Source organism: Streptomyces sp. NPDC021100 (genome assembly GCF_044333095.1).
Taxonomy (GTDB): domain Bacteria; phylum Actinomycetota; class Actinomycetes; order Streptomycetales; family Streptomycetaceae; genus Streptomyces.
Genome location: NZ_JBIRQH010000004.1, coordinates 244,735 through 263,765, shown reverse-complemented (window position 1 = coordinate 263,765; position 19,031 = coordinate 244,735). Strand labels below are relative to the sequence as shown.

The following is a 19,031-nucleotide window of genomic DNA, read 5'->3' as shown; positions in this document are numbered from 1 at the left end:
TTTCACCGTTTCTTGCGGGGGCCAGCCCCCGCACCCCCGAAACCGCGCTCCGCGCGCTCGCCCTCAAACGCCGGACAGGCTGAAAAATCAGCCTGTCCGGCGTTTGAGGACGAGCGGCGAAGCCGCGATGCGACGCACCCCCTCCACCAGCTCCGCCTCCCCCGCAACCGCCGCCACACACACCCGCACATAAGCCGCCGGCGGCTCCGCCGCGTAGTACAGCCGGCCGGGCGCGACGGCGACCCCCGCGCGCAGCGCCGCCGAGACGAAAGCGGCCTCCTCCGTGCCGTCGGGCAGCCGCAACCACAGGTGGAAGCCGCCCGGCGGCACATGGTCGACCGCCACGGAGGGCAGTTCCCTCCGCACCGCGGCGAGGAACACCCGCTGCCGAGCCTGGAGTTCGGCCGCGACCGTCCGCGCGTGCCGCGCCCAGGCAGGCGCACCCACCAGTTCAAGAGCCGCCTCCTGAAGGGGCCGCGGCACGAAGAAGCTGTCGATCAACTGGACCGCGCGCAGCCGCTCGACCACCGGCCCCCGGGCCGCGAGCGCGCCGACCCGCAGGCTGGGCGAGACGAACTTCGTCAGGGACGTCACGTGCACCACGACGCCGTCCGGGTCCTCGGACGCCAGGGTGGGCGGCTGCGCGGGAGCGTCCGCGTGGACCAGGCTGCGGGCGAAGTCGTCCTCGACGACGAACGCCCCGGCGGCCCGGGCGATGCGCAGGACCTCGCGGCGGCGCTCGGCGGAGAGGACGGCGCCGGTCGGGTTCTGGAAGAGGGGCTGGCAGAAGAAGACCCGCGCACCGGTGGCCCGGAACGCGTCGGCCAGCAGGTCGGTGCGGACCCCGTCGGCGTCCACCGGGACGGGCACGGGGCGCAGCCCGGAGGCGTACGCGGCGGCGAGTACGCCGGGGTACGTGGGTGACTCGACGAGCACGGGAGCGCCCGGGGGCGCCAGAGCGCGCAGCGCGGTGGTGAGGGCGCTCTGGCCGCCGGCGGTGATCAGGACGCCGGAGGCGGCGACCGTGCCGTCCGGCCCGCCGATCGCCCGCGCGAACCAGGCGCGGAGCTCGTCGACGCCCTCGACCGGGGGCCGGTCCCAGGCGCCGGGGCGGCGGCCCGCCCGGCCGAGGGCCGCGGCGAGGGCGCGTTCCGGTTGCAGCGAGGTGTGCAGGTAGCCGCCGGCGAGGTCGATCGTCCCGGAGGGTGTGGGGGTGAACGTCGCGCAGATCCGGGCCGCCTCGACGGAACGCGGCACCGTGCGGTCGCCCGGTTCGGCGCTCAGCGCCACCTGCTGCCAGGAGGTGTCCCCCAGCGGCGCGCGGCCGGCGGCCGTCCGCGCCTCGGCGCGGAACGCGCCCGCCCCCGGCCGGGTGACCACCAGCCCCTCCGCCGCGAGGACGGCGAGGGCCCGGGAGACGGTGACGGGGCTGACCCGGAAGCGGTCGATCAGGGCCCGACTGGACGGCAGCTTCTCACCGGGTGAGTAGCGGTTGACCTCCTGCCGCAGGAGTCCGGCCAGTTCGGAGACGCTGCTACGCTCGTGCATGACAGCACAAGATAGCGCTACTCCCCGGATGCCGATAGCGGTCAACGCCAGCCTGGTGAACGGCGGCACGCTCCTCGCCCTGCTCGCCGTGGGCATGTTCTCGCTGACCTTCCCGGCGACCGTCTGGGCCCTGGACGGGCTCGGCCCCTGGTCGGTGGTCGCCTGCCGCGCCGTCCTCGCCGCCCTGCTCGCGGGGGGCTTCCTGCTCGCCGGCCGGGTGCCGCCACCGGACCGCCGGCACTGGGGCGGGCTGTTCGCGGTGGCGGCCGGCTGCGTCGTCGGATTCCCCCTGCTGACCACGCTGGCCCTGGAGTCGTCGACGACCTCGCACGCGGCCGTGGTCGTGGGCCTGCTGCCGGTGACCACCGCCGTCTACGCCACGCTGCGCACCGGCGCCCGGCACTCCCGCGCCTTCTGGGTCGCCGCCGTGGCCGGGGCCGTGGTCGTCATCGCCTTCGCCCTCTACCAGAGCGGCGGCCGGCCGGGCACCGGCGACCTGTACCTGTTCGCCGCGCTGCTGGTGTGCGCCTCCGGCTACGCCGAGGGCGGCCGGCTGGCCCGGGAACTGCCCGGCTGGCAGGTCATCGCCTGGGCCCTCGTCCTCTGCCTGCCGGCGGGCGCAGCCGGGGCAGCGGCCGCGCTCGCCCTGGAGCCCGTCCACGTCACGGCCAAGGCGACCGCCGGTCTCGGCTGGCTGGCGTTCTCCCAGTTCGTGAGCATGTGGCTCTGGTACCGCGCGATGGCGGCGACCGGGGTGGCCCGCGCGGGCCAGCTTCAGCTTTTGCAGCCGCTGCTCACTTTGGTGTGGTCGGTGGCGCTTCTCGGCGAGCGCCTTGCGCCTGCGGCGCCGGTGGCTGCCGGCGCGGTGCTGGTGTGTATCGCGGTGACGCAGCGGACGTGAGGGGGGCGTTGGGGGTGCCCCGGTCCCACCCCATCGCCGCTTCCTGGGGGCAAGCCCCCAGACCCCCGAAACCGCGCTCCGCGCGGTTGTCCTCAAACGCCGGACCGGCTGGATTCAGCCCATCCGGCGTTTGAGGACCTCGCGGCGAAGCCGCGATGCCGGGGCCCCAATCGGGCCGTCCCCCGGGCCGAACCGCCCCCGCACCCCTAGACTCGAAAGGGCCGCGCGCGTCAGCGCGTACGCGCACAAGCCACGACCGACCCCGACGAAAGGAGCCGCGTCGATGCATGCGAGCAAGGGCGACCGTCTGGTCGTACATGGCAGGGTCGTCGGACAGCAGGACCACGTCGTGGAGATCGTCGAGGTCCTGGGCCCCCAGGGCACACCCCCGTACCGGGTCCGTTCCGAGAACGGCCACGAGACCATCATGTCGCCGGGCCCGGACTCGGTGGTGGACCACCGCAAGGCCACGGGCGAGCGGTAGAAGCAACGGCACTCAGCGCGGCGGGCGCGCGCGGCGAGGGTAGTGGTCCCGGACCACGCGCGCCATCGCCCCGATCGGATCGTCACGCACCTGCCGGGCGGAGAAGTAGACGTTCCCGCCCACCTCGCGGTGGCGCCGGCAGAGCGTGAGGTGGCGGGAGAGTTCGGCCGGGTCCTGCCAGGGTGCCGGCTGTGCGGGGTCGCCCTGCCGGTAGAGCGCCTCGCCGATGTACAGGCCGACGCGTGTGCCGTGCACGGTCCGGGCCCACCACGGCACGAGGGTCGCGTAGTCGGCGGCGGTGTTGCCGATGTGCCAGTACACCTGGGGGACGATGTAGTCGATCCACCCTTCGCGCACCCATTTCCGGGTGTCCGCGTACAGGTCGTCGTACGTCTGCACCCCGGCCCGGGTGTCCGAACCCCGGGAATCCGTCGCCTTGTTGCGCCACACGGCGAACGGGCTCACCCCGAACCGCACGTGTTTCTTGCGCCGCTTGATGCGCTCGCCCGTCTCGCGTACCAGCCGGTCGATGTTGTCCCGCCGCCAGGCGGCCCGGTCCGGGAACTTCCCGCCGTACCGCCGGTAGGCCGCCGCGTCGTCGAACTCCTGTCCCGCCACCGGGTACGGGTAGAAGTAGTCGTCGAAGTGCACCCCGTCGAGGTCGTAGCGGAACACCGCGTCGAGCATGGCGTCCTGGACGAACCGACGGACGTCCGGCAGGCCGGGGTTGTAGTAGAGCTTCCCGCCGTAGGGCACCGCCCATCCCGGGTGCTTCCGCGCCGGATGGGACGGGACGAGCCGCCCGGGGTCGGTGTGGTTCGCGATGCGGTACGGATTGAACCAGCCGTGCAGCTGCAGGCTCCGCCGGTGCGCCTCGCGGACGGCGAAGGCCAGCGGGTCCCAGCCCGGGTCCTTCCCCTGGGCGCCGGTCAGGAACTCGGACCACGGTTCGTACCGCGACGGCCAGAACGCGTCGGCGGTCGGCCGGATCTGGAGGAGGACGACGTTGAGCCGCCGGGCCACGGCGGAGTCGAGGAGGGCGAGGAGTTCCTCGCGCTGCCGCGCCGGGGTGAGCCCCGGGCGGGACGGCCAGTCGATGTTGGCGACGGTCGCGGCCCATACGCCCCGGAACTCCGTGGGGGTCCCGGCGGCGTCCGCCCGTCCCGCGTCCGGGAACAGGCCCAGGGCCGTCACCGCCCCCGCCCCGACCGCCGTGAACCGTCTTCGCGTCATACGCACCATATGTTGCTCACTCCTTGTCGGATGTGTCACACCGTGCGCGCTGAGCATGCCCTCCCCGGGCCCCCCGCTACCGGACCGCGCGGAGTAACGTCTGACCGAGGCGGGAGCGACCCCGGCACCCGCCGGTCGACGAAGAGCACCGAAAGGCAACGTCTTGAGCGACATCGAACGCGTGGGAGTGGTCGGCTGCGGCCAGATGGGCGCGGGCATCGCGGAGGTGTGTGCCCGGGCGGGCCTGGACGTCAAGGTCGCCGAGACCACGGGCGAGGCCCTGGAGATCGGCCGCACCCGGCTGACCAACTCCCTCGGCAAGGCCGCCGAACGCGGCAAGATCACCGAGGAGGAGCGGGACGCGGCCCTGGGCCGGCTGAGCTTCACCACCGACCTCGGCGAGTTCGCCGACCGCGACCTGGTCATCGAGGCCGTCGTGGAGAACGAGCAAGTCAAGACCGAGATCTTCCAGGTGCTCGACCAGGTCGTCACCCGCCCGGACGCCATCCTCGCGTCCAACACCTCGTCCATCCCGCTGGTCAAGCTCGCGGTCGCCACCTCGCGCCCGGACCAGGTCATCGGCATCCACTTCTTCAACCCCGCCCCGGTGCAGAAGCTGGTCGAGATCATCCCGGCGCTCACCACCTCCGACGAGACGGTCAAGCGCGCCGAGGCACTGGTGGCCGGCGTCCTGGACAAGCACCCCATCCGCGCCCAGGACCGCTCCGGCTTCATCGTCAACGCCCTGCTGATCCCGTACCTGCTCTCGGCCATCCGGATGTTCGAGTCCGGCATCGCCAGCCGCGAGGACATCGACAACGGCATGGAAATGGGCTGCGCCCACCCCATGGGCCCCCTCAAGCTCTCCGACCTCATCGGCCTCGACACCGTCGCCTCGGTCGCGGACAGCATGTACGCCGAGTACAAGGAGCCGCTCTACGCGGCGCCCCCGCTGCTCCAGCGCATGGTGGACGCGGGCCGGCTCGGCCGGAAGTCGGGCGCGGGCTTCTACCCCTACGGCTGATCCGGCCTCAACGCTACGCCGGAGCCCCGCGCCCCGGGGGCGTCCGCCCGGCCGCCGGGAGCCGGGCGGACGCCCCCGGGGCCGCCAGGCGCTCCCGAGGCTTCAGCGCGCCCCGCCACAGCGCTCCGACGCGCCGGGCGCCCCGGCCGATATCCGGGAAAACGCCCGGCCCCACGGCCGGCCCGCGACCCGCGAGGAGCGCCCTCATGCTGACGCGCCGACCCGTCACCATCCCATCGGTCGAACCCTCCGAAGGCCGCGAGGGCACCCTTGTGACCATCCGGGGCACGGGTTTCGCCCCGCACGTGCGGAACAACTGCGTCGTGATCGGGGGCATGGGCGCCTGCGCCCGGCCCGAACCCGGGTCGACGGACACCGAGTTGAAGGTCAGGATCGGCCCGGTGGCCCGGGCGACCGAGGGCGACCTGCTCATGTGGCCGGGCACCGGCACGGACGTCCACACCGAGCGCATCGCCCACGGGGACACGACGCTGACGTTCTCGGAGGTGTCGGTGTTCCGCAACGGTGCCCCGGTCGCCTCGGCGGGCATCGGCTTCCGGCTGACGGATCCCTCGCCGCACACCTACGCCGGGTTCGTCGGCCGGTCCCCGGCCCGGGTGGACCTCGGCGGTCTGGAGGGCGGTCCGGCGCTGTGCGTCCGTTTCCCCCATGACTCCGGTGCCCCGTCCGATGCCGGGTGGTCCTCGGTGGACATCTGCCTGGTGCTGAAGGAACCGACGCTCGCCATCGACTTCTCCGCCGAGTTCTCCGGCGACCGGAGCCCGGCGCAGTGCCTGGGCGCCGTGGCCAAGGCCGTCACCGCCAACGCCGCGCTGCTCGGGGAGCGGGTGTACGCGGACGTCGTCGACGGCGGGGACACCGGGGAGTGCGAGCTGTACGTCACCAAGCCGTACCTGACCAACGGGATGTTCGTGCTCCGCTTCGGCGCCGCCGCCCGCTAGCGCCGCGTCCGGCGGCGTCCGCCCTGTCGGTGACGGCGGGTGGGCTCCGGTCGTCGGCTCGGCGGTTCCGTCAGCCGGGCTCGTGAGCCGGGCTCGTGAGCCGGGCTCGTCAGCCGGCCTCGTCGGCCCGGTGCCGCCGGACCGAGCGGACGGCGGCCGCCGCCAGGACGAGCGCGCCCGTTCCGAAGACGGCGTTGCCGGTCAGGGCGACGGCGGTCGGGGTGCCGGAGTCCGCCGCCTGCGGGAAGCCCGCCCAGACGTAGGTCAGCAGAGCGCCGACGGCCACGGCGACCCCGGGGGCCCGGCGTCCGCGCCCGCGGCCCCTCCGTCAGGCCGCCACCAGCCGCTCCGCCAGCAGGAACGCGCCGATGCCCACCATCGCGACGCCCGACAACCGGCTGACCCCGCGCGCCACGGACGGCCGGGCCCGCAGCACCCGGCGGGCCAGCGTTCCGACGCCGAAGTAGACCACGCCGCAGGCCGCCACGTGCAGCACGCCGAGCGTTCCGGTCTGCACCGCCACCGGCCAGGCCCCGTGCCGGTCGACGAACTGCGGCAGCAGCGAGACGTACAGCAGCAGCCCCTTGGGGTTCAGGCCGCTGGTGCCCGCGCCCTGGAGCAGGACGCGGGCCGGTGGCAGCCCGGCCCGGGTCTCCGCCGCCGCGCCGGGGACGGAGGGCCGGCGCAGCGTCGCCACCCCGAGCCAGAGGAGGTACACCGCGCCGAGCACGGTGAGCGCGGTCAGCAGGCTCGGCGTCCCGGCGACGATCGCGGCGACCCCGGCCACCACGACCACCGTGAGCCCGGCGTAGCCGAGCATCAGCCCGCCGACCGCCGGTATGACGGAGCGATCGCGCAGCCCGGCGGCTATCGCGTAGGCCCAGTCGGCGCCGGGGACGAGGAGGAGCAGGACGGAGACGGTGAGAAAGGCGGTCATGGAGCCGACGGCCATGCGCTGCGCACCCCTTCCGGACGGTGTCCGATTCCGATGAATTGCCGTTGCGGTGGGGAAGGTTATGCGCGATCCGGCGGGAAGTGTTGTCGGCTTTTGTCCCCAACCGGCAAGGCTGAGGGAGAATATCGCCCATGGACAGCCTCGACCGGAAAATTCTTGCCGAGCTCCAGCAGGACGGCCGCCTCACCGTCACGGAGCTGGCCACCCGGGTGCGGCTCAGCGTCTCCCCCTGCCACCGCCGGCTGCGCGAGCTGGAGCGCTCGGGGGCGATACGCGGCTACCGGGCCGTGGTGGATCCCCGCGCGCTCGGGCTGGCCTTCGAGGCCCTGGTGTTCATCACCATGCACCAGGAGGACCGCGAGACGGTCAGCGACTTCGAGAGGGCCGTCGCCGCCGTCCCGCAGGTGGTGCGGGCCGAGCGGCTGTTCGGCGACCCGGACTACATGCTGCGCGTGGTCACCGCCGATCTCGACGCCTACCAGCGCCTCTACGACGAGCACCTGGCCACGCTGCCCGGCGTGCTGCGGCTGGACTCCACCCTGGTGATGAAACGCGTGGTCGAGGAACGCCCGCTCCCCGAGCGGTAGTTCCCCGGGCGCCAGTCCCCCGCAAGCCCGTTCACACGGGGTGTGCGCATCTGACCCGTACTCACCCTCCGCACACGCTCCCGCCCCACCGCGCCCCGCGCTTTCCTTGTCGTACAGCGCATTCGCCACGGAAAGAGCCGTGGGGCCTTCCGGAAGGAGTACGGACCGTGACCTTGCATCCCGAGCACGCCGCGAAGACGGCAGAGCTCGCGGAGCTCCGGCGCAGACTCGACGTGGGCGTCGTCCGCATCGACGGGCGTCTCGCCCTGCTCACCCAGCGCAGCGACCAGGCGCAACGCGAGATCACCGAAGTGGAGGAGCGCGTCAAGGCGCTGGAGAGCGGCCGCTGGCCGGTGTCCTCCCTTGCCGCGCTCACCGGCCTGGCCGGGCTCGGCCTCGCCGTCTGGCAGGTGGTCGGCCGGTGAGCGCGGGGGTCCCCCGCCGCCCGAAGGTGATCAGGTGATCACGTCATCGGTGACCGGGTGATCAGCCGAGGCGCGTGTGGTGCAGCAGGAGCAGGGCGGCGGCCATGTTGGCGGCCGGCACCTCACCCCGGGCGATCAGCTCCGGCACCAGCTTGAGCGGGACCCATTCGCGGCGGTCCGACTCGAAGCCGTCCTCCGGTTCGCCGATGTACTCGGCCTCGTCCGCCCAGTAGACGTGGTGCCGGGCGTCGGTGAGGCCGTTGGACGGCTCGACGGTCATCAGGTGCCGCAGCGGACCGGGCCGCCAGCCGGTCTCCTCCTCCATCTCCCGGGCCGCGGCCCGGGCGACGTCCTCGCCGTCCTCGACGACCCCGGCGGCCAGCTCCCAGCCCCAGGTGTCGGTGATGAACCGGTGCCGCCAGAGCAGCAGGACCTCGTTGGCATCGTTGACCACCGTGGCGACGGCCACGGGCCGCATCCGGATGAGGAAGTGGTCGAGGTGCCGGCCGTCGGGGAGTTCGACGTCCGCGAGATTGACCCGGAACCAGCGGTTCTCATAGACGTTCCGCTCCGCGAGATTCTTCCAACGCACGTGTTGCCACCTTCCGCCGAGGTGGCCACCTACCCGGGCGTCGCCCGCACAAGGGTCGTCACAAGGGCACGCGCAGCGCCCCTTCGATCATTTCGGCGGCCTCGGCGGTGGCCGCGCACCCGCTTTCGACCAGGTGCTCGCGCACCGCCCGGAGCCGGTCCCGTAAGCGCTGCGATTCCATGCCCCTCGCCTGCTCGGTCATCTCCTGAGCGGTGGCCACCGCCTTGTCCGCGTCTCCCTGACGCAGCTCGATGTGCGTGAGCATGGCGAGCCGGTGGACACGGCCCCGGTCGTGGGCGGGGGTGTCGACGGCCCGGTCGGCGTGCTCACGGGCGGGTCGGAGATCACCGAGGCTGAGCAGGGCCTCGGCCACCTGGACGTTGACCAGTCCCGGCTGGACATAGCCGGTCTCGGCGGGCTCCTGGCCCCGGTGGATGCGCTCGGCGGCCGACTCGGCGCGGCGGATGCAGCCCAGCGCCCCGGCGCCGTCGCCGAGCCGGGCGTACGCCTTGGCCTGCATGGCGTAGAGGTCGGCGGCGAGGGCGGGCGTCAGGTGCGGGCCGCCGGAGCGCAGCGCGGACTCGGCGAACGCGACGGCCTGCCGGTACTCCCCCAGGAACAGCGACTGGTTGACGAGCAGGGCTATCACATAGGCGCCCAGCCCCCGGTCCCCGCTGGCCTTCGCCAGCCGCAGCGCCTGGTGGAAGTAGCGCTGGGCGAGGCCGTGCGCGTCGGAGTCGTAGGCGCAGATGCCGGCGACGGCGACCAGCCCGCCGGTGGCGCGGTGGAGGTGGCGGCCCGTGGCGTCGGAGTAACTGCCGCGCAGCAGCGGGGCGGTCTCGGCGTTGAGGAATCCGACGATCCGGGCGCGGGTCGCGACCCCGCCGGCCTTGCGGTACATCTGCTCATAGTGCGTCCGGGCGGCGCGCAGCATGGCGATGTCGTCCATCGAGACGCGGGTGAGTCCGCGCCGGGAGACGTCGGCGTCGTCGGGCGGGTTCTCCCACTCCCAGACGGGCATGACGGCGTGGGTGCCGGTGACGGCGGGGGCGGTGACGACGTGCTCGCGCTGCTGTTCGTCGGAGCGCCACAGGGCGGTGGCCCGCTCGACGAAGCCGGAGAGCGGGGTGCCGGGGACCCGGGGGGCGCCGGGGGTGCCGAGGCCGATGTCGTCGAGGGTCAGCGGCCGGTGCAGTCGCTCGCCCAGCACCTCGCAGATGAGGTCGGGCACCTGTCCGCGCGGCCGCTGGCCCTTCAACCAGCGGGCCACGGCGGTGTGTTCGTAACGCAACGCCAGACCCCTGGCCCGTCCCGCCGCGTTGACGTGGGCGGCCAGGCCGGCGTGGGACATCCCCGCCTCGTCGAGTATGGCGTCGAGCAGAGTGTTGGGCTCCATGCCGCCCCTCCGTGAGCGCTCGGTCGACCCAGCGTAACGGAAACGGATTCGCACGGGGTGTGAACGGGCGTGCCCCACAAGGGAGTTCAGCCGTACGGGCAGGTGCGGGCCAGCGGTCCGTGCGGGGTGCGGTCCGGGACGCGGTGCCGGTCGTTGCGCAGGGCGAGCAGGGCGAAGTCGTCGGTGAGGACGCCGCCGGTGTGCCGGAGGACGGCGGCGCGGACGCGGTCGACGACGGCGGCGGGCACGACGGGCGCGCCGGCGGCGGCCTCGGTGAGGGCACGGGTGAGCGGGAAGAAGCGGCCGGCCGCGTCCCGGGCGTCCTCGACGCCGTCGGTGTGCAGCACCAGGACCTCGCCGGGCAGCAGCCGGGTGAGCCGGCGGACGGGCGGTTCGGCGGGGAGCGGGAACATGCCCAGCGGGGGCAGCGGGTCGCCGGACGAGAGGACCTCGGCCCGGACGCCGGGCGTCCGGCCGCCGTCGCCGGCCAGCCGGTGCGGCCAGGGGTGGCCGCAGTTGAGGGCCGTGACCTCGCCCTCCGCGCCGATCTCCAGCATCAGGACGGTCGCGAAGTCCTCGCCGGAGGGCGGCGACTGGCCGGACGCGCGGTCGCCGAGGTGGCGGTGGAAGGCGCGCTCCATGCGGCGCAGTACGCCGGGGAGGCCGTCCTCGTCGTGGGCGGCCTCGCGGAAGCTGCCGAGCAGCGCGGCGACCGTCCCGAGGGCGGGCAGGCCGTGGCCCCGGACGTCCCCGATGACCAGCCGGACGCCGTGCCGGGTGGCCAGCGCCTCGTAGAGGTCGCCGCCGAGGAGAGCGCCCTCACTGGCGGAGCGGTGGCCGCCGGCCAGGGTGAGCCCGTCGAGGCGGGGCGGCAGCGGGCGCAGGACGGCGTGCTGGGCGGTGGCGGCGATCTCCCGGAGCCGTTCGAGCTCGCGGGTCAGCCTCAGGCGGCGGTGGCTGGTGAGCCAGGCCGCCGCGACGACGGCGAGGACGGCGCAGCAGGTGCCCAGCCGCATGGCCGGGTCGGCGCGGCCGGCGGAGCCCAGCGGGACGAGGGCGAACAGCGCGCAGGCGCCGCCGAGCAGGACGCACTGGCGGCGGCCGCTGCCGGCGCAGGCGATGGCGGGGGCGGCGGCGAGGAGTTGGACGAAGTGGATGCCGAGCGGGCTGAGCAGCTCCCAGACCACCACTCCGGCGACCCAGAAGCCGGGCAGCGCGAGCACCGCACCCCGTCGGCAGCGCGCCGCCGCCCTGGTACGGATCATGCCGTCGGCCCCCCTTGCGCAATGACGCGCTCGATTCTTGCGAGCGCGGGCGCGGAAGTAACGACCTGAACCCCGTTTTCCACCCCATCGGGTGAAGCCCGGTGGGTGCGAGGCTGACGGTGCGCGAGGTGTGCAAGGGGCGCCCCGGAAAACCGGAGCGCCCCTCATGTCACACCATCGCCGTTACGCGCCGCGCAGCACCGCGCCGGTGCGCTCGACGGCCACCTGGACGGCGGCGTCGCGGGCCGCGGACGCCTCGTCGGCGGTCAGCGTGCGGTCGGACGCGCGGAACCGCAGCGCGTACGCCAGCGACTTCCGGCCCTCGCCCAGCTGCTCGCCGGTGAAGACGTCGAACAGCCGCAGCGACTCCAGCAGTTCACCGGCGCCGGACCGCAGCGCGGCCTCGACCTCGCCGGCCGGCACGCCCGCGTCCACCACCAGGGCGACGTCCTGCGTGGCCACCGGGAACGCGGAGACGCGCGGCGCCTCCAGGGCGCCCGCGCCTGCCTGCTCCAGGCGGTCCAGCTCGATCTCCATCGCGCAGGTGCGCTCCGGCAGGCCGAACGCCTTGATGACGCGCGGGTGGAGCTCACCGGCGTTGCCGACCAGCACCTCCTGCCCGTCGACCACGGCGAGCAGCGCGGCGCAGCGGCCCGGGTGGAACGGCGCCACCTGGTCCTGCCGGACGATCAGCTCGACGCCGGCCTCGCGGGCCACCGTGCGGCCCGCCTCGATGGCGTCCGCCCAGGTCGACGGACGGGCCTGGCCCCACCAGCCGGCGCGCTCACGGGCGCCGGCGAGGACCACGGCCGCCCGGCGCGGCTGCCGGGGCAGCGCGGCGTCGAGGCCGGCGATCTCCTCGTCGGTGGGACGGCGGTCCACCGGCAGCCGGCCGGCCGGGAGCTCCTCGCCGGTGGGGCGGAAGACCAGGCCGGTCTCGAAGAGGGCCAGGTCGTGCTCGCCCCGGCTGTCGTTGCGGCGCAGCGCCGCGAACAGCCCCGGCAGCAGGGTGGTCCGCAGCGCGGGCTCCGCCTCGGAGAGCGGGTTGACCAGGCGCACGGTCAGCCGTCGGGCGTCGTCCGCCTCCAGGCCGAGGTGGTCCAGGGCCCAGTCGCCGACGAACGGGTAGCTGGGCGCCTCGACGTATCCGGCACCGGCCAGGGCGCGGCCGACGCGGCGGTGCAGCCGCTGCCGCGCGGTCAGACCGCGGCCGGCGGGCGGCTTGGGCAGCGTGGAGGGCAGGTTCTCGTAGCCCTCCAGCCGGATGACCTCCTCGGCGAGGTCGTTGGGGTCGGTGAGGTCGGGCCGCCAGCTGGGGACGGTGACGATCAGCTCGTCCTGCCCGTAGACGTCGCAGCCGACCTCCTGGAGGCGGCGGACGACGGTCTCCCGGCCGTACTCCACGCCCGCCACCCGGTCCGGGTGGTTCGCGTGCAGCGCGATGGTGCGCGGGGCGCTGGGGGTGATGAACTCGGTGACCCCGGCCTCCGGGGTGCCGCCGGCGAGCAGCACCAGCAGGTCGACGGTCCGCTGCGCGGCGGCCGAGGCCGCCTGCGGGTCGACGCCGCGCTCGAAGCGCTTGGCCGCCTCGGAGGACAGCTTGTGCCGGCGCGCGGTGCGGGCGACGGAGACGGCGTCGAAGTGCGCGGCCTCGATGACGACCTCGGTGGAGCCGCCCTCGGCCGCCCCGGCGATCTCGGTGCCGGCGCCGCCCATGACACCGGCGAGCCCGATGGGTCCGTTGTCGTCGGTGATGACCAGGTCCTCGGCGTCCAGGACGCGCTTGGTGCCGTCGAGGGTGGTCAGCTTCTCGCCCGGCTCGGCGCGGCGGACGCCGATCGTCCCGGCGATCCGGGAGCGGTCGTAGGCGTGCAGCGGCTGGCCGAGCTCCAGCATCACGTAGTTGGTGATGTCGACGGTCAGCGAGACCGGGCGCATGCCGGCCTTCTGCAGCCGGCGCTGGAGCCAGATCGGCGACCGGGCCTCGGGGTCGAGGCCGGTGACCGTACGGGCGGTGAAGCGGTCGCAGCCGGCCGGGTCGGCGACGCGCACCGGGTGGCCGTACGAGTTGGGCGCGGGCACGTCCAGCAGCGCCGGGTCGCGCAGCGGCAGGCCGTACGCGGTGGCGGTCTCGCGGGCGATGCCGCGCAGGGACAGGCAGTAGCCGCGGTCCGGGGTGACGGCGATGTCCAGGACGTCGTCGCGCAGCTCCAGCAGCTCGATCGCGTCGGTGCCGACCTCGTGCTCCGGCGGCAGCACGATGATGCCGTGCGTGCCGTCGTCGCCCATGCCCAGCTCGTCGCCGGAGCAGATCATGCCGCGCGAGACCTTGCCGTACGTCTTGCGCTCGGCGATGGCGAAGTCGCCGGGCAGGACGGCGCCGGGGAGCGCCACGACGACCTTGTCGCCGACGGTGAAGTTGCGGGCGCCGCAGACGATCTCCTGCGGCTCACCGGTGCCGTTGGCCATGCCGACGTCGACGGTGCAGAAGCGGATGGGCTTGCGGAAGCCCTCCAGCTCCTCGATGGTCGCGACCTTGCCGACGACCAGCGGGCCGGTGAGGTCGGAGCCGAGGTGCTCGACCCGCTCGACCTCCAGGCCGGCGGCGATGAGCTTGGCCTGCACGTCGCGGCCGGTGGTGCCGGCCGGCAGGTCGACGTATTCCCGCAGCCAGGAAAGCGGGGCGCGCATCAGATCTCCATCCCGAACGGCCGGGTGAAGCGCACGTCACCCTCGACCATGTCTCGCATGTCCTCGACGTTGTGGCGGAACATCAGCATCCGCTCGATGCCGAAGCCGAAGGCGAATCCGCTGTACTTCTCCGGGTCGATGCCCGCGGCGACGAGCACCCGGGGGTTGACCATGCCGCAGCCGCCCAGCTCGATCCAGCCCTCGCTGGAGCAGGTGCGGCAGGGGCGCTCGGGGTTGCCCACCGACGCGCCGCGGCAGACGTAGCACTGCATGTCCAGCTCGGCGGACGGCTCGGTGAACGGGAAGTACGCCGGCCGCAGCCGCGTCTCCAGCCCCTCGCCGAACAGCGCCCGGGCCATGTGCTCGATCGTGCCCTTGAGGTCCGTCATGGTGAGGCCCTCGTCGATGGCGAGGAGCTCGATCTGGTGGAACACCGGGGTGTGCGTGGCGTCCAGCTCGTCCGTGCGGTACACGCGGCCAGGGCAGACGACGTACAGCGGGGGCTCGCGGTCGAGCATCGAGCGGACCTGCACCGGGGAGGTGTGGGTGCGCAGCACGACGCCGGTCTCGGCGTTCTTGGGGCCGGCCACGAAGAAGGTGTCCTGCATGGCGCGGGCCGGGTGGTCCGGCGTGAAGTTGAGCGCGTCGAAGTTGAACCACTCCGCCTCGACCTCGGGGCCCTCGGCGACCTCGTAGCCCATGGACACGAAGATGTCCTCGACGCGCTCCATGAACGTGGTCAGCGGGTGGCGGGCGCCGGCCGGCACGCGGTCGTACGGCAGGGTGACGTCCACCGCCTCCTCGACCAGCACACGGGCGTCGCGCTCCGCCTCCAGCTCGGCCTGGCGGGCGGCCATGGCCTTGTTCACGGCACCGCGGGCCATGCCGACGCGCTTGCCCGCCTCGGCCTTGGCCTGCGGCGGCAGGGCGCCGATCTCGCGGTTGGCGAGGGCGAGCGGCGAGCGGTCGCCCATGTGGGCGGTCTTCGCCTCCCGCAGGGCCTCGAGGTCGGCGGCGGCGGCGAAGGCGGCGAGCGCCTCGTCCCGCATGCGCTCGATCTCTTCCGGTTTCAGTGCCTCGACCTCGACAGGGTCGTACGACTTATTGGGTGCCGACATTTCTTCCCGTACTTCCGAAGTGGCTGGCTCCGCTGGCTGCGCGGCTTCGCCCGACTGTATTGGCCAAAGTGGCCCCAGAAACGTGCCAAAGGTCGAGTCTAAGGGGCGCGGGGGTCCGGAGAGCCCGCGGGCCCGCCGCCTCGGCCCCGGGACTGTGCCGCCTTCGGGAAAACGCGAGGCTCAGCCCTGGGACAGGAACGCCGGCGCGCCCACGGGCAGGGTAAATCGGAACCGGGCGCCGCCGTGGGCCGAGCGCCCGACGGTGATCGTCCCGCCGTGCGCCTCGACGATGCCCTTGACGATGTAGAGGCCCAGGCCCGTGCCGCCGCGCTTGCTGCCCCGCCAGAAGCGGGTGAAGACGCGGGTCATGGCGTCCTCGGGGATGCCGGGCCCTTCATCGCTCACGGTGACCGCCGTTCCCTCCGTACGCGCGTTCGTCAAGGCGGGTGCCACCTCTATGGTGACCGTTCCGCCGCCGTGGCGCACCGCGTTTTCCAGGAGGTTGCCGAGCACCTGGTCGATCTTGTCCGGATCGGCCCAGAGCGGGGGCAGCGGCTCGACGACCCGGACCACGAAGCGGTCGGCCTGCTGGCCGCGGGCGGTGTGCGCGGCGACGTGCCGGCGGACGGCGGCGGCCATGTCGACGGGCTGGCGGCGCACCTCCAGCCGTCCCGAGTCGATCCGGGAGATGTCCAGCAGCTCGGCGATCAGCCGGGTGACGCGATCGGCGTCCGCGTCCACGGTCTCCAGCATCAGCCGCTTCTGGTCGTCGGTGAACCGCTCCCACTTGGCGAGCAGCGTGGCCGTGAACCCCTTGACGGAGGTCAGCGGGGAGCGCAGCTCGTGGGCGACGGTGGCGATCAGCTCGGCGTGGCTGCGCTCGGTGCGCCGCCGGGCCTCCGTACCGCGCAGCTGGATGACGAGCCGCACCAGCGGGCCGAGCGGGCGCTCGCGCACGTAGCGGGCGGAGACCAGCACCTCGCGGCCGCCGGGCAGCAGCAGGTTGCGCTCCGGCTGCCCGGTGCGGGTGGCGAGGCCGCCGTACGGGTCGGACAGCGGCCACCAGCGGCGGCCGTCCAGATCCTCCAGCGGAAGGGCGCGGTCCAGCGGCCGGCCGAGCGCGTCGGCCGGGCGGAGCGCGGTGATCCGGGCCGCCGCGGCGTTGAACGCGACGACGCGGCCCGCGGCGTCGGCGACGACGAGGCCGTCCGGCAGGTCGTCCGGGTGCAGCACGCATCCGGCCCCGGCAACGCCGTCATCGATGACGGCGGTCCCGCCCGCGGCACCGCCCACGGCAGCTTCCCCAGTCACACCCGACGCCCCCTCCCGAGCCCCAGGTGCGTCACCCTACTAGCTGGAGGTAACAGAGCGGCACCCTCCGGACGCGCGCTGCGCACGGGCGGAGGCGTAGAGGCACACGGCGGCGGCCGTGGCGAGGTTGAGGCTCTCGGCCTTGCCGTGGATCGGGACGCGCACCACGGAGTCGGCCAGCGCGCGGGTCTCCTCCGGCAGGCCCCACGCCTCGTTGCCGAAGACCCAGGCGGTGGGGCCGCCCATGGTGCCCCCGTCCAGCTCGGCGTCGAGGTCGCGGTCGCCCGCGCCGTCGGCGGCGAGGATCCGCACGCCCGCGCCCCGCAGGCCGCGCACGGCGTCCTCGACGGGGACGCCCACGGCGACCGGCAGGTGGAAGATGCTGCCCACGGAGGCCCGGACGGACTTGGGGTTGTACAGGTCGACGGAGGCGTCGGTGAGCACGACGGCGTCGGCGCCAGCGGCGTCCGCGCAGCGCAGGACCGTACCGGCGTTGCCGGGGTCGCGGACGTGCGCGAGGACGGCGACCAGCCGCGGCCGGGCGGCCAGGATCTCCTCGAAGGGCGTGTCCAGGAAGCGGCAGAGACCGACCAGGCCCTGCGGGGTGACCGTCTCGGACATCTCCGCGATCACTTCGTCCGTCGCGGTGAGGACGGGCACTCCGGCGGCGCGCACGGAGGCGACGATGTCGGCGTGGCGCTCGGCGGCGTCCGGGGTCACGTACAGCTCGACGAGGTGGTCGACGGCCTCACGGACGGACTGCGGGCCCTCGGCGAGGAAGCGGCGCTCCTTGCCGCGGAAGCTGCGCTTGGCGAGGCGGCGGGCCGCGACGACGCGGGGCGATCGCAGGGAGGTCAGCTCGGGGGCCGCCATGGGCTCACTTTCGATTGCTGGGGGGTCGTGTGGGAAGGGCCGGAACACGACCGGACCCGCAGACCGACGAGGGCCTGCGGGTCCGGACCATGCCAGAGGATGCCTCACGGCATCGGTCAGGCGGCAGCCTTCGGCGCGTTGACGTCGGCCGGCAGCGCCTTCTGGGCGACCTCGACGAGCGCGGCGAACGCGTTCATGTCGTTGACCGCGAGCTCGGCCAGAATCTTGCGGTCCACCTCGATGTTGGCGGCCTTCAGGCCCTGGATGAGGCGGTTGTAGGTCATGCCGTTCTGGCGGGCGGCGGCGTTGATGCGCTGGATCCACAGCTGACGGAAGTCGCCCTTGCGCTTCTTCCGGTCGTTGTAGTTGTAGACCAGGGAGTGGGTGACCTGCTCCTTGGCCTTGCGGTACAGGCGCGAGCGCTGACCGCGGTAGCCGCTGGCCTGCTCCAGGATCGCCCGGCGCTTCTTGTGCGCGTTGACTGCGCGCTTGACGCGTGCCACTTGTTAACTCCTTGTAGCGGGGCCGCGGTTGACTCTCACGCGGCCCGGAAACGATTGGGTCCCGGTCCTTCGACGCGCGCCCTGCCGGGGAGGCGGGGCGCAGGGCGTCACTTGCCGAGAAGCTTCTTGATCTTCTTGGCGTCGCCCGGGGCCATCTCGGCGTTGCCGGTGAGGCGACGCGTCAGACGGGACGACTTGTGCTCGAGCAGGTGGCGCTTGCCGGCACGCTCGCGCAGGACCTTGCCGGAGCCAGTGACCTTGAAGCGCTTGCTGGCACCGCTGTGCGTCTTGTTCTTCGGCATCGCGCCGTATCTCCTCGTCGGTGGCGCTCCCCGCCCGTGGTGCGGGCGTGTGGGAGCGTCAGCTCTGTTCGTTTGCTGTCCGGGGCCTGGCGGCACCGGCGGTGAACCGGGGCTGACGGGCATCAGCCCCCGGTGTTCACGCCTCTGCGGGCTCCTCGGCGGCGTCCGCACCCGAACCGCCCTGGCGCTCGGCCTTGCGGGCGGCCTGGGCCTCGCGGGCTTCGGCCATCGCCTCGGTCTTCTTCTTGTGCGGACCGAGAACCATGATCATGTTCCGGCCGTCCTGCTTGGGGTTCGACTCGACGAAGCCCAGGTCCTGGACGTCCTCCGCGAGCCGCTGCAGCAGTCGGAAGCCCAGCTCGGGCCGGGACTGCTCGCGACCACGGAACATGATCGTGATCTTGACCTTGTCGCCCTGCTTGAGGAACCGTACGACGTGACCCTTTTTGGTGTCGTAGTCGTGCGGGTCGATCTTCGGCCGGAGCTTCATCTCCTTGATGACCGTGTGCGCCTGGTTCTTGCGCGCCTCACGGGCCTTCATGGCCGACTCGTACTTGAACTTCCCGTAGTCCATGAGCTTGCAGACCGGCGGGCGGGCGTTGGCCGCCACCTCGACCAGGTCGAGGTCGTACTCCTGCGCAAGCTCCAGGGCCTTGGCAAGCGGCACGATGCCGACCTGCTCGCCGCTGGGACCGACAAGTCGCACCTCGGGAACGCGAATCCGGTCGTTGATGCGGGGCTCGGCGCTGATGGATCCTCCTCGGTAGCACCACACGGCCGCCTGGCGGGCTGCCGCGTAACGTCTTTTCCTAAGACCAACCGCGCCGGTGCATCAAAAAATGCCCCGGACGGGACACAGGC

20 protein-coding genes are annotated in these 19,031 nt (G+C 73.4%); 6 read left to right on the top strand and 14 right to left on the bottom strand.

What is annotated here, in order from left to right; translation table 11 throughout:
- Positions 1–87: 87 nt before the first annotated feature.
- Positions 88–1,548 carry a PLP-dependent aminotransferase family protein gene (locus ACH4PU_RS10600; RefSeq protein WP_398269125.1) on the bottom strand — a complete coding sequence of 487 codons (1,461 nt, stop codon included), beginning with the start codon at positions 1,546–1,548 and terminating at the stop codon, positions 88–90.
- Between ACH4PU_RS10600 and ACH4PU_RS10595 the strand changes: the two genes are divergently transcribed.
- Entirely contained in the window at positions 1,547–2,449 is a 903-nt protein-coding gene (locus ACH4PU_RS10595; protein WP_398269122.1) for a DMT family transporter, read from the top strand. The genes ACH4PU_RS10600 and ACH4PU_RS10595 overlap by 2 nt on opposite strands.
- A gap of 283 nt (positions 2,450–2,732) precedes the next feature.
- Positions 2,733–2,933: a DUF1918 domain-containing protein gene (locus ACH4PU_RS10590; protein WP_398269119.1), complete on the top strand. Its 201-nt coding sequence runs from the start codon at positions 2,733–2,735 to the stop codon at positions 2,931–2,933.
- A gap of 12 nt (positions 2,934–2,945) precedes the next feature.
- Here the strand turns inward: ACH4PU_RS10590 and ACH4PU_RS10585 are convergent, their stop codons facing one another.
- Positions 2,946–4,166: a glycoside hydrolase family 10 protein gene (locus ACH4PU_RS10585; protein ID WP_398269885.1), complete on the bottom strand. Its 1,221-nt coding sequence runs from the start codon at positions 4,164–4,166 to the stop codon at positions 2,946–2,948.
- 163 nt (positions 4,167–4,329) lie between these two features.
- On the opposite strand from ACH4PU_RS10585, the gene ACH4PU_RS10580 reads away from it, so the two are divergent.
- Positions 4,330–5,190, top strand: a complete 861-nt coding sequence (locus tag ACH4PU_RS10580; RefSeq protein WP_398269116.1) for a 3-hydroxybutyryl-CoA dehydrogenase — start codon at positions 4,330–4,332, stop codon at positions 5,188–5,190.
- Between the two features lie 206 nt (positions 5,191–5,396).
- A complete protein-coding gene (locus ACH4PU_RS10575) occupies positions 5,397–6,152 on the top strand; it encodes an IPT/TIG domain-containing protein (RefSeq protein WP_398269113.1) in 756 nt (251 codons plus the stop codon).
- Positions 6,153–6,261: 109 nt separating this feature from the next.
- On the opposite strand, the gene ACH4PU_RS10570 is transcribed toward ACH4PU_RS10575, so the two are convergent.
- Positions 6,262–6,438 carry a hypothetical protein gene (locus tag ACH4PU_RS10570; protein WP_398269110.1) on the bottom strand — a complete coding sequence of 59 codons (177 nt, stop codon included), beginning with the start codon at positions 6,436–6,438 and terminating at the stop codon, positions 6,262–6,264.
- A 42-nt stretch (positions 6,439–6,480) separates the two neighbouring features.
- Positions 6,481–7,104, bottom strand: coding sequence for a LysE family translocator (locus ACH4PU_RS10565; protein WP_398269107.1), 624 nt, complete (start codon positions 7,102–7,104; stop codon positions 6,481–6,483).
- Between the two features lie 134 nt (positions 7,105–7,238).
- Between ACH4PU_RS10565 and ACH4PU_RS10560 the strand changes: the two genes are divergently transcribed.
- Both ACH4PU_RS10560 and ACH4PU_RS10555 read left to right on the top strand, forming a co-directional pair.
- Complete coding sequence (locus tag ACH4PU_RS10560; RefSeq protein ID WP_398269104.1) at positions 7,239–7,694, top strand: Lrp/AsnC family transcriptional regulator; 456 nt, start codon at positions 7,239–7,241, stop codon at positions 7,692–7,694.
- A gap of 167 nt (positions 7,695–7,861) precedes the next feature.
- Positions 7,862–8,119, top strand: a complete 258-nt coding sequence (locus tag ACH4PU_RS10555) for a hypothetical protein (RefSeq protein ID WP_398269101.1) — start codon at positions 7,862–7,864, stop codon at positions 8,117–8,119.
- Between the two features lie 61 nt (positions 8,120–8,180).
- Here the strand turns inward: ACH4PU_RS10555 and ACH4PU_RS10550 are convergent, their stop codons facing one another.
- The 10 genes from ACH4PU_RS10550 to infC all read right to left on the bottom strand — a co-directional run bounded on the left by ACH4PU_RS10550 (position 8,181) and on the right by infC (position 18,945).
- Entirely contained in the window at positions 8,181–8,711 is a 531-nt protein-coding gene (locus ACH4PU_RS10550; protein WP_398269098.1) for an NUDIX hydrolase, read from the bottom strand.
- A 58-nt stretch (positions 8,712–8,769) separates the two neighbouring features.
- Positions 8,770–10,107 carry a tetratricopeptide repeat protein gene (locus ACH4PU_RS10545; protein WP_398269095.1) on the bottom strand — a complete coding sequence of 446 codons (1,338 nt, stop codon included), beginning with the start codon at positions 10,105–10,107 and terminating at the stop codon, positions 8,770–8,772.
- Between the two features lie 86 nt (positions 10,108–10,193).
- Positions 10,194–11,372, bottom strand: a complete 1,179-nt coding sequence (locus ACH4PU_RS10540; RefSeq protein WP_398269092.1) for a PP2C family protein-serine/threonine phosphatase — start codon at positions 11,370–11,372, stop codon at positions 10,194–10,196.
- Between the two features lie 183 nt (positions 11,373–11,555).
- Positions 11,556–14,063: a phenylalanine--tRNA ligase subunit beta gene (gene pheT, locus ACH4PU_RS10535; protein ID WP_398269089.1), complete on the bottom strand. Its 2,508-nt coding sequence runs from the start codon at positions 14,061–14,063 to the stop codon at positions 11,556–11,558.
- Positions 14,063–15,181 carry a phenylalanine--tRNA ligase subunit alpha gene (gene pheS, locus ACH4PU_RS10530; RefSeq protein ID WP_398269086.1) on the bottom strand — a complete coding sequence of 373 codons (1,119 nt, stop codon included), beginning with the start codon at positions 15,179–15,181 and terminating at the stop codon, positions 14,063–14,065. Before pheS ends, pheT begins: the two co-directional genes overlap by 1 nt.
- 180 nt (positions 15,182–15,361) lie before the next feature.
- Positions 15,362–16,474 (bottom strand): ATP-binding protein, encoded by a 1,113-nt coding sequence (locus tag ACH4PU_RS10525; RefSeq protein WP_398269882.1) that lies wholly within the window; start codon positions 16,472–16,474, stop codon positions 15,362–15,364.
- Between the two features lie 57 nt (positions 16,475–16,531).
- Positions 16,532–17,365 (bottom strand): RNA methyltransferase, encoded by an 834-nt coding sequence (locus tag ACH4PU_RS10520; protein ID WP_185945698.1) that lies wholly within the window; start codon positions 17,363–17,365, stop codon positions 16,532–16,534.
- A 116-nt stretch (positions 17,366–17,481) separates the two neighbouring features.
- Positions 17,482–17,868 carry a 50S ribosomal protein L20 gene (gene rplT, locus ACH4PU_RS10515; RefSeq protein ID WP_004944290.1) on the bottom strand — a complete coding sequence of 129 codons (387 nt, stop codon included), beginning with the start codon at positions 17,866–17,868 and terminating at the stop codon, positions 17,482–17,484.
- Between the two features lie 107 nt (positions 17,869–17,975).
- Positions 17,976–18,170, bottom strand: a complete 195-nt coding sequence (gene rpmI, locus ACH4PU_RS10510) for a 50S ribosomal protein L35 (RefSeq protein WP_004944288.1) — start codon at positions 18,168–18,170, stop codon at positions 17,976–17,978.
- A 136-nt stretch (positions 18,171–18,306) separates the two neighbouring features.
- Positions 18,307–18,945, bottom strand: a complete 639-nt coding sequence (infC, locus tag ACH4PU_RS10505) for a translation initiation factor IF-3 (RefSeq protein WP_185945699.1) — start codon at positions 18,943–18,945, stop codon at positions 18,307–18,309.
- Positions 18,946–19,031: the final 86 nt, after the last annotated feature.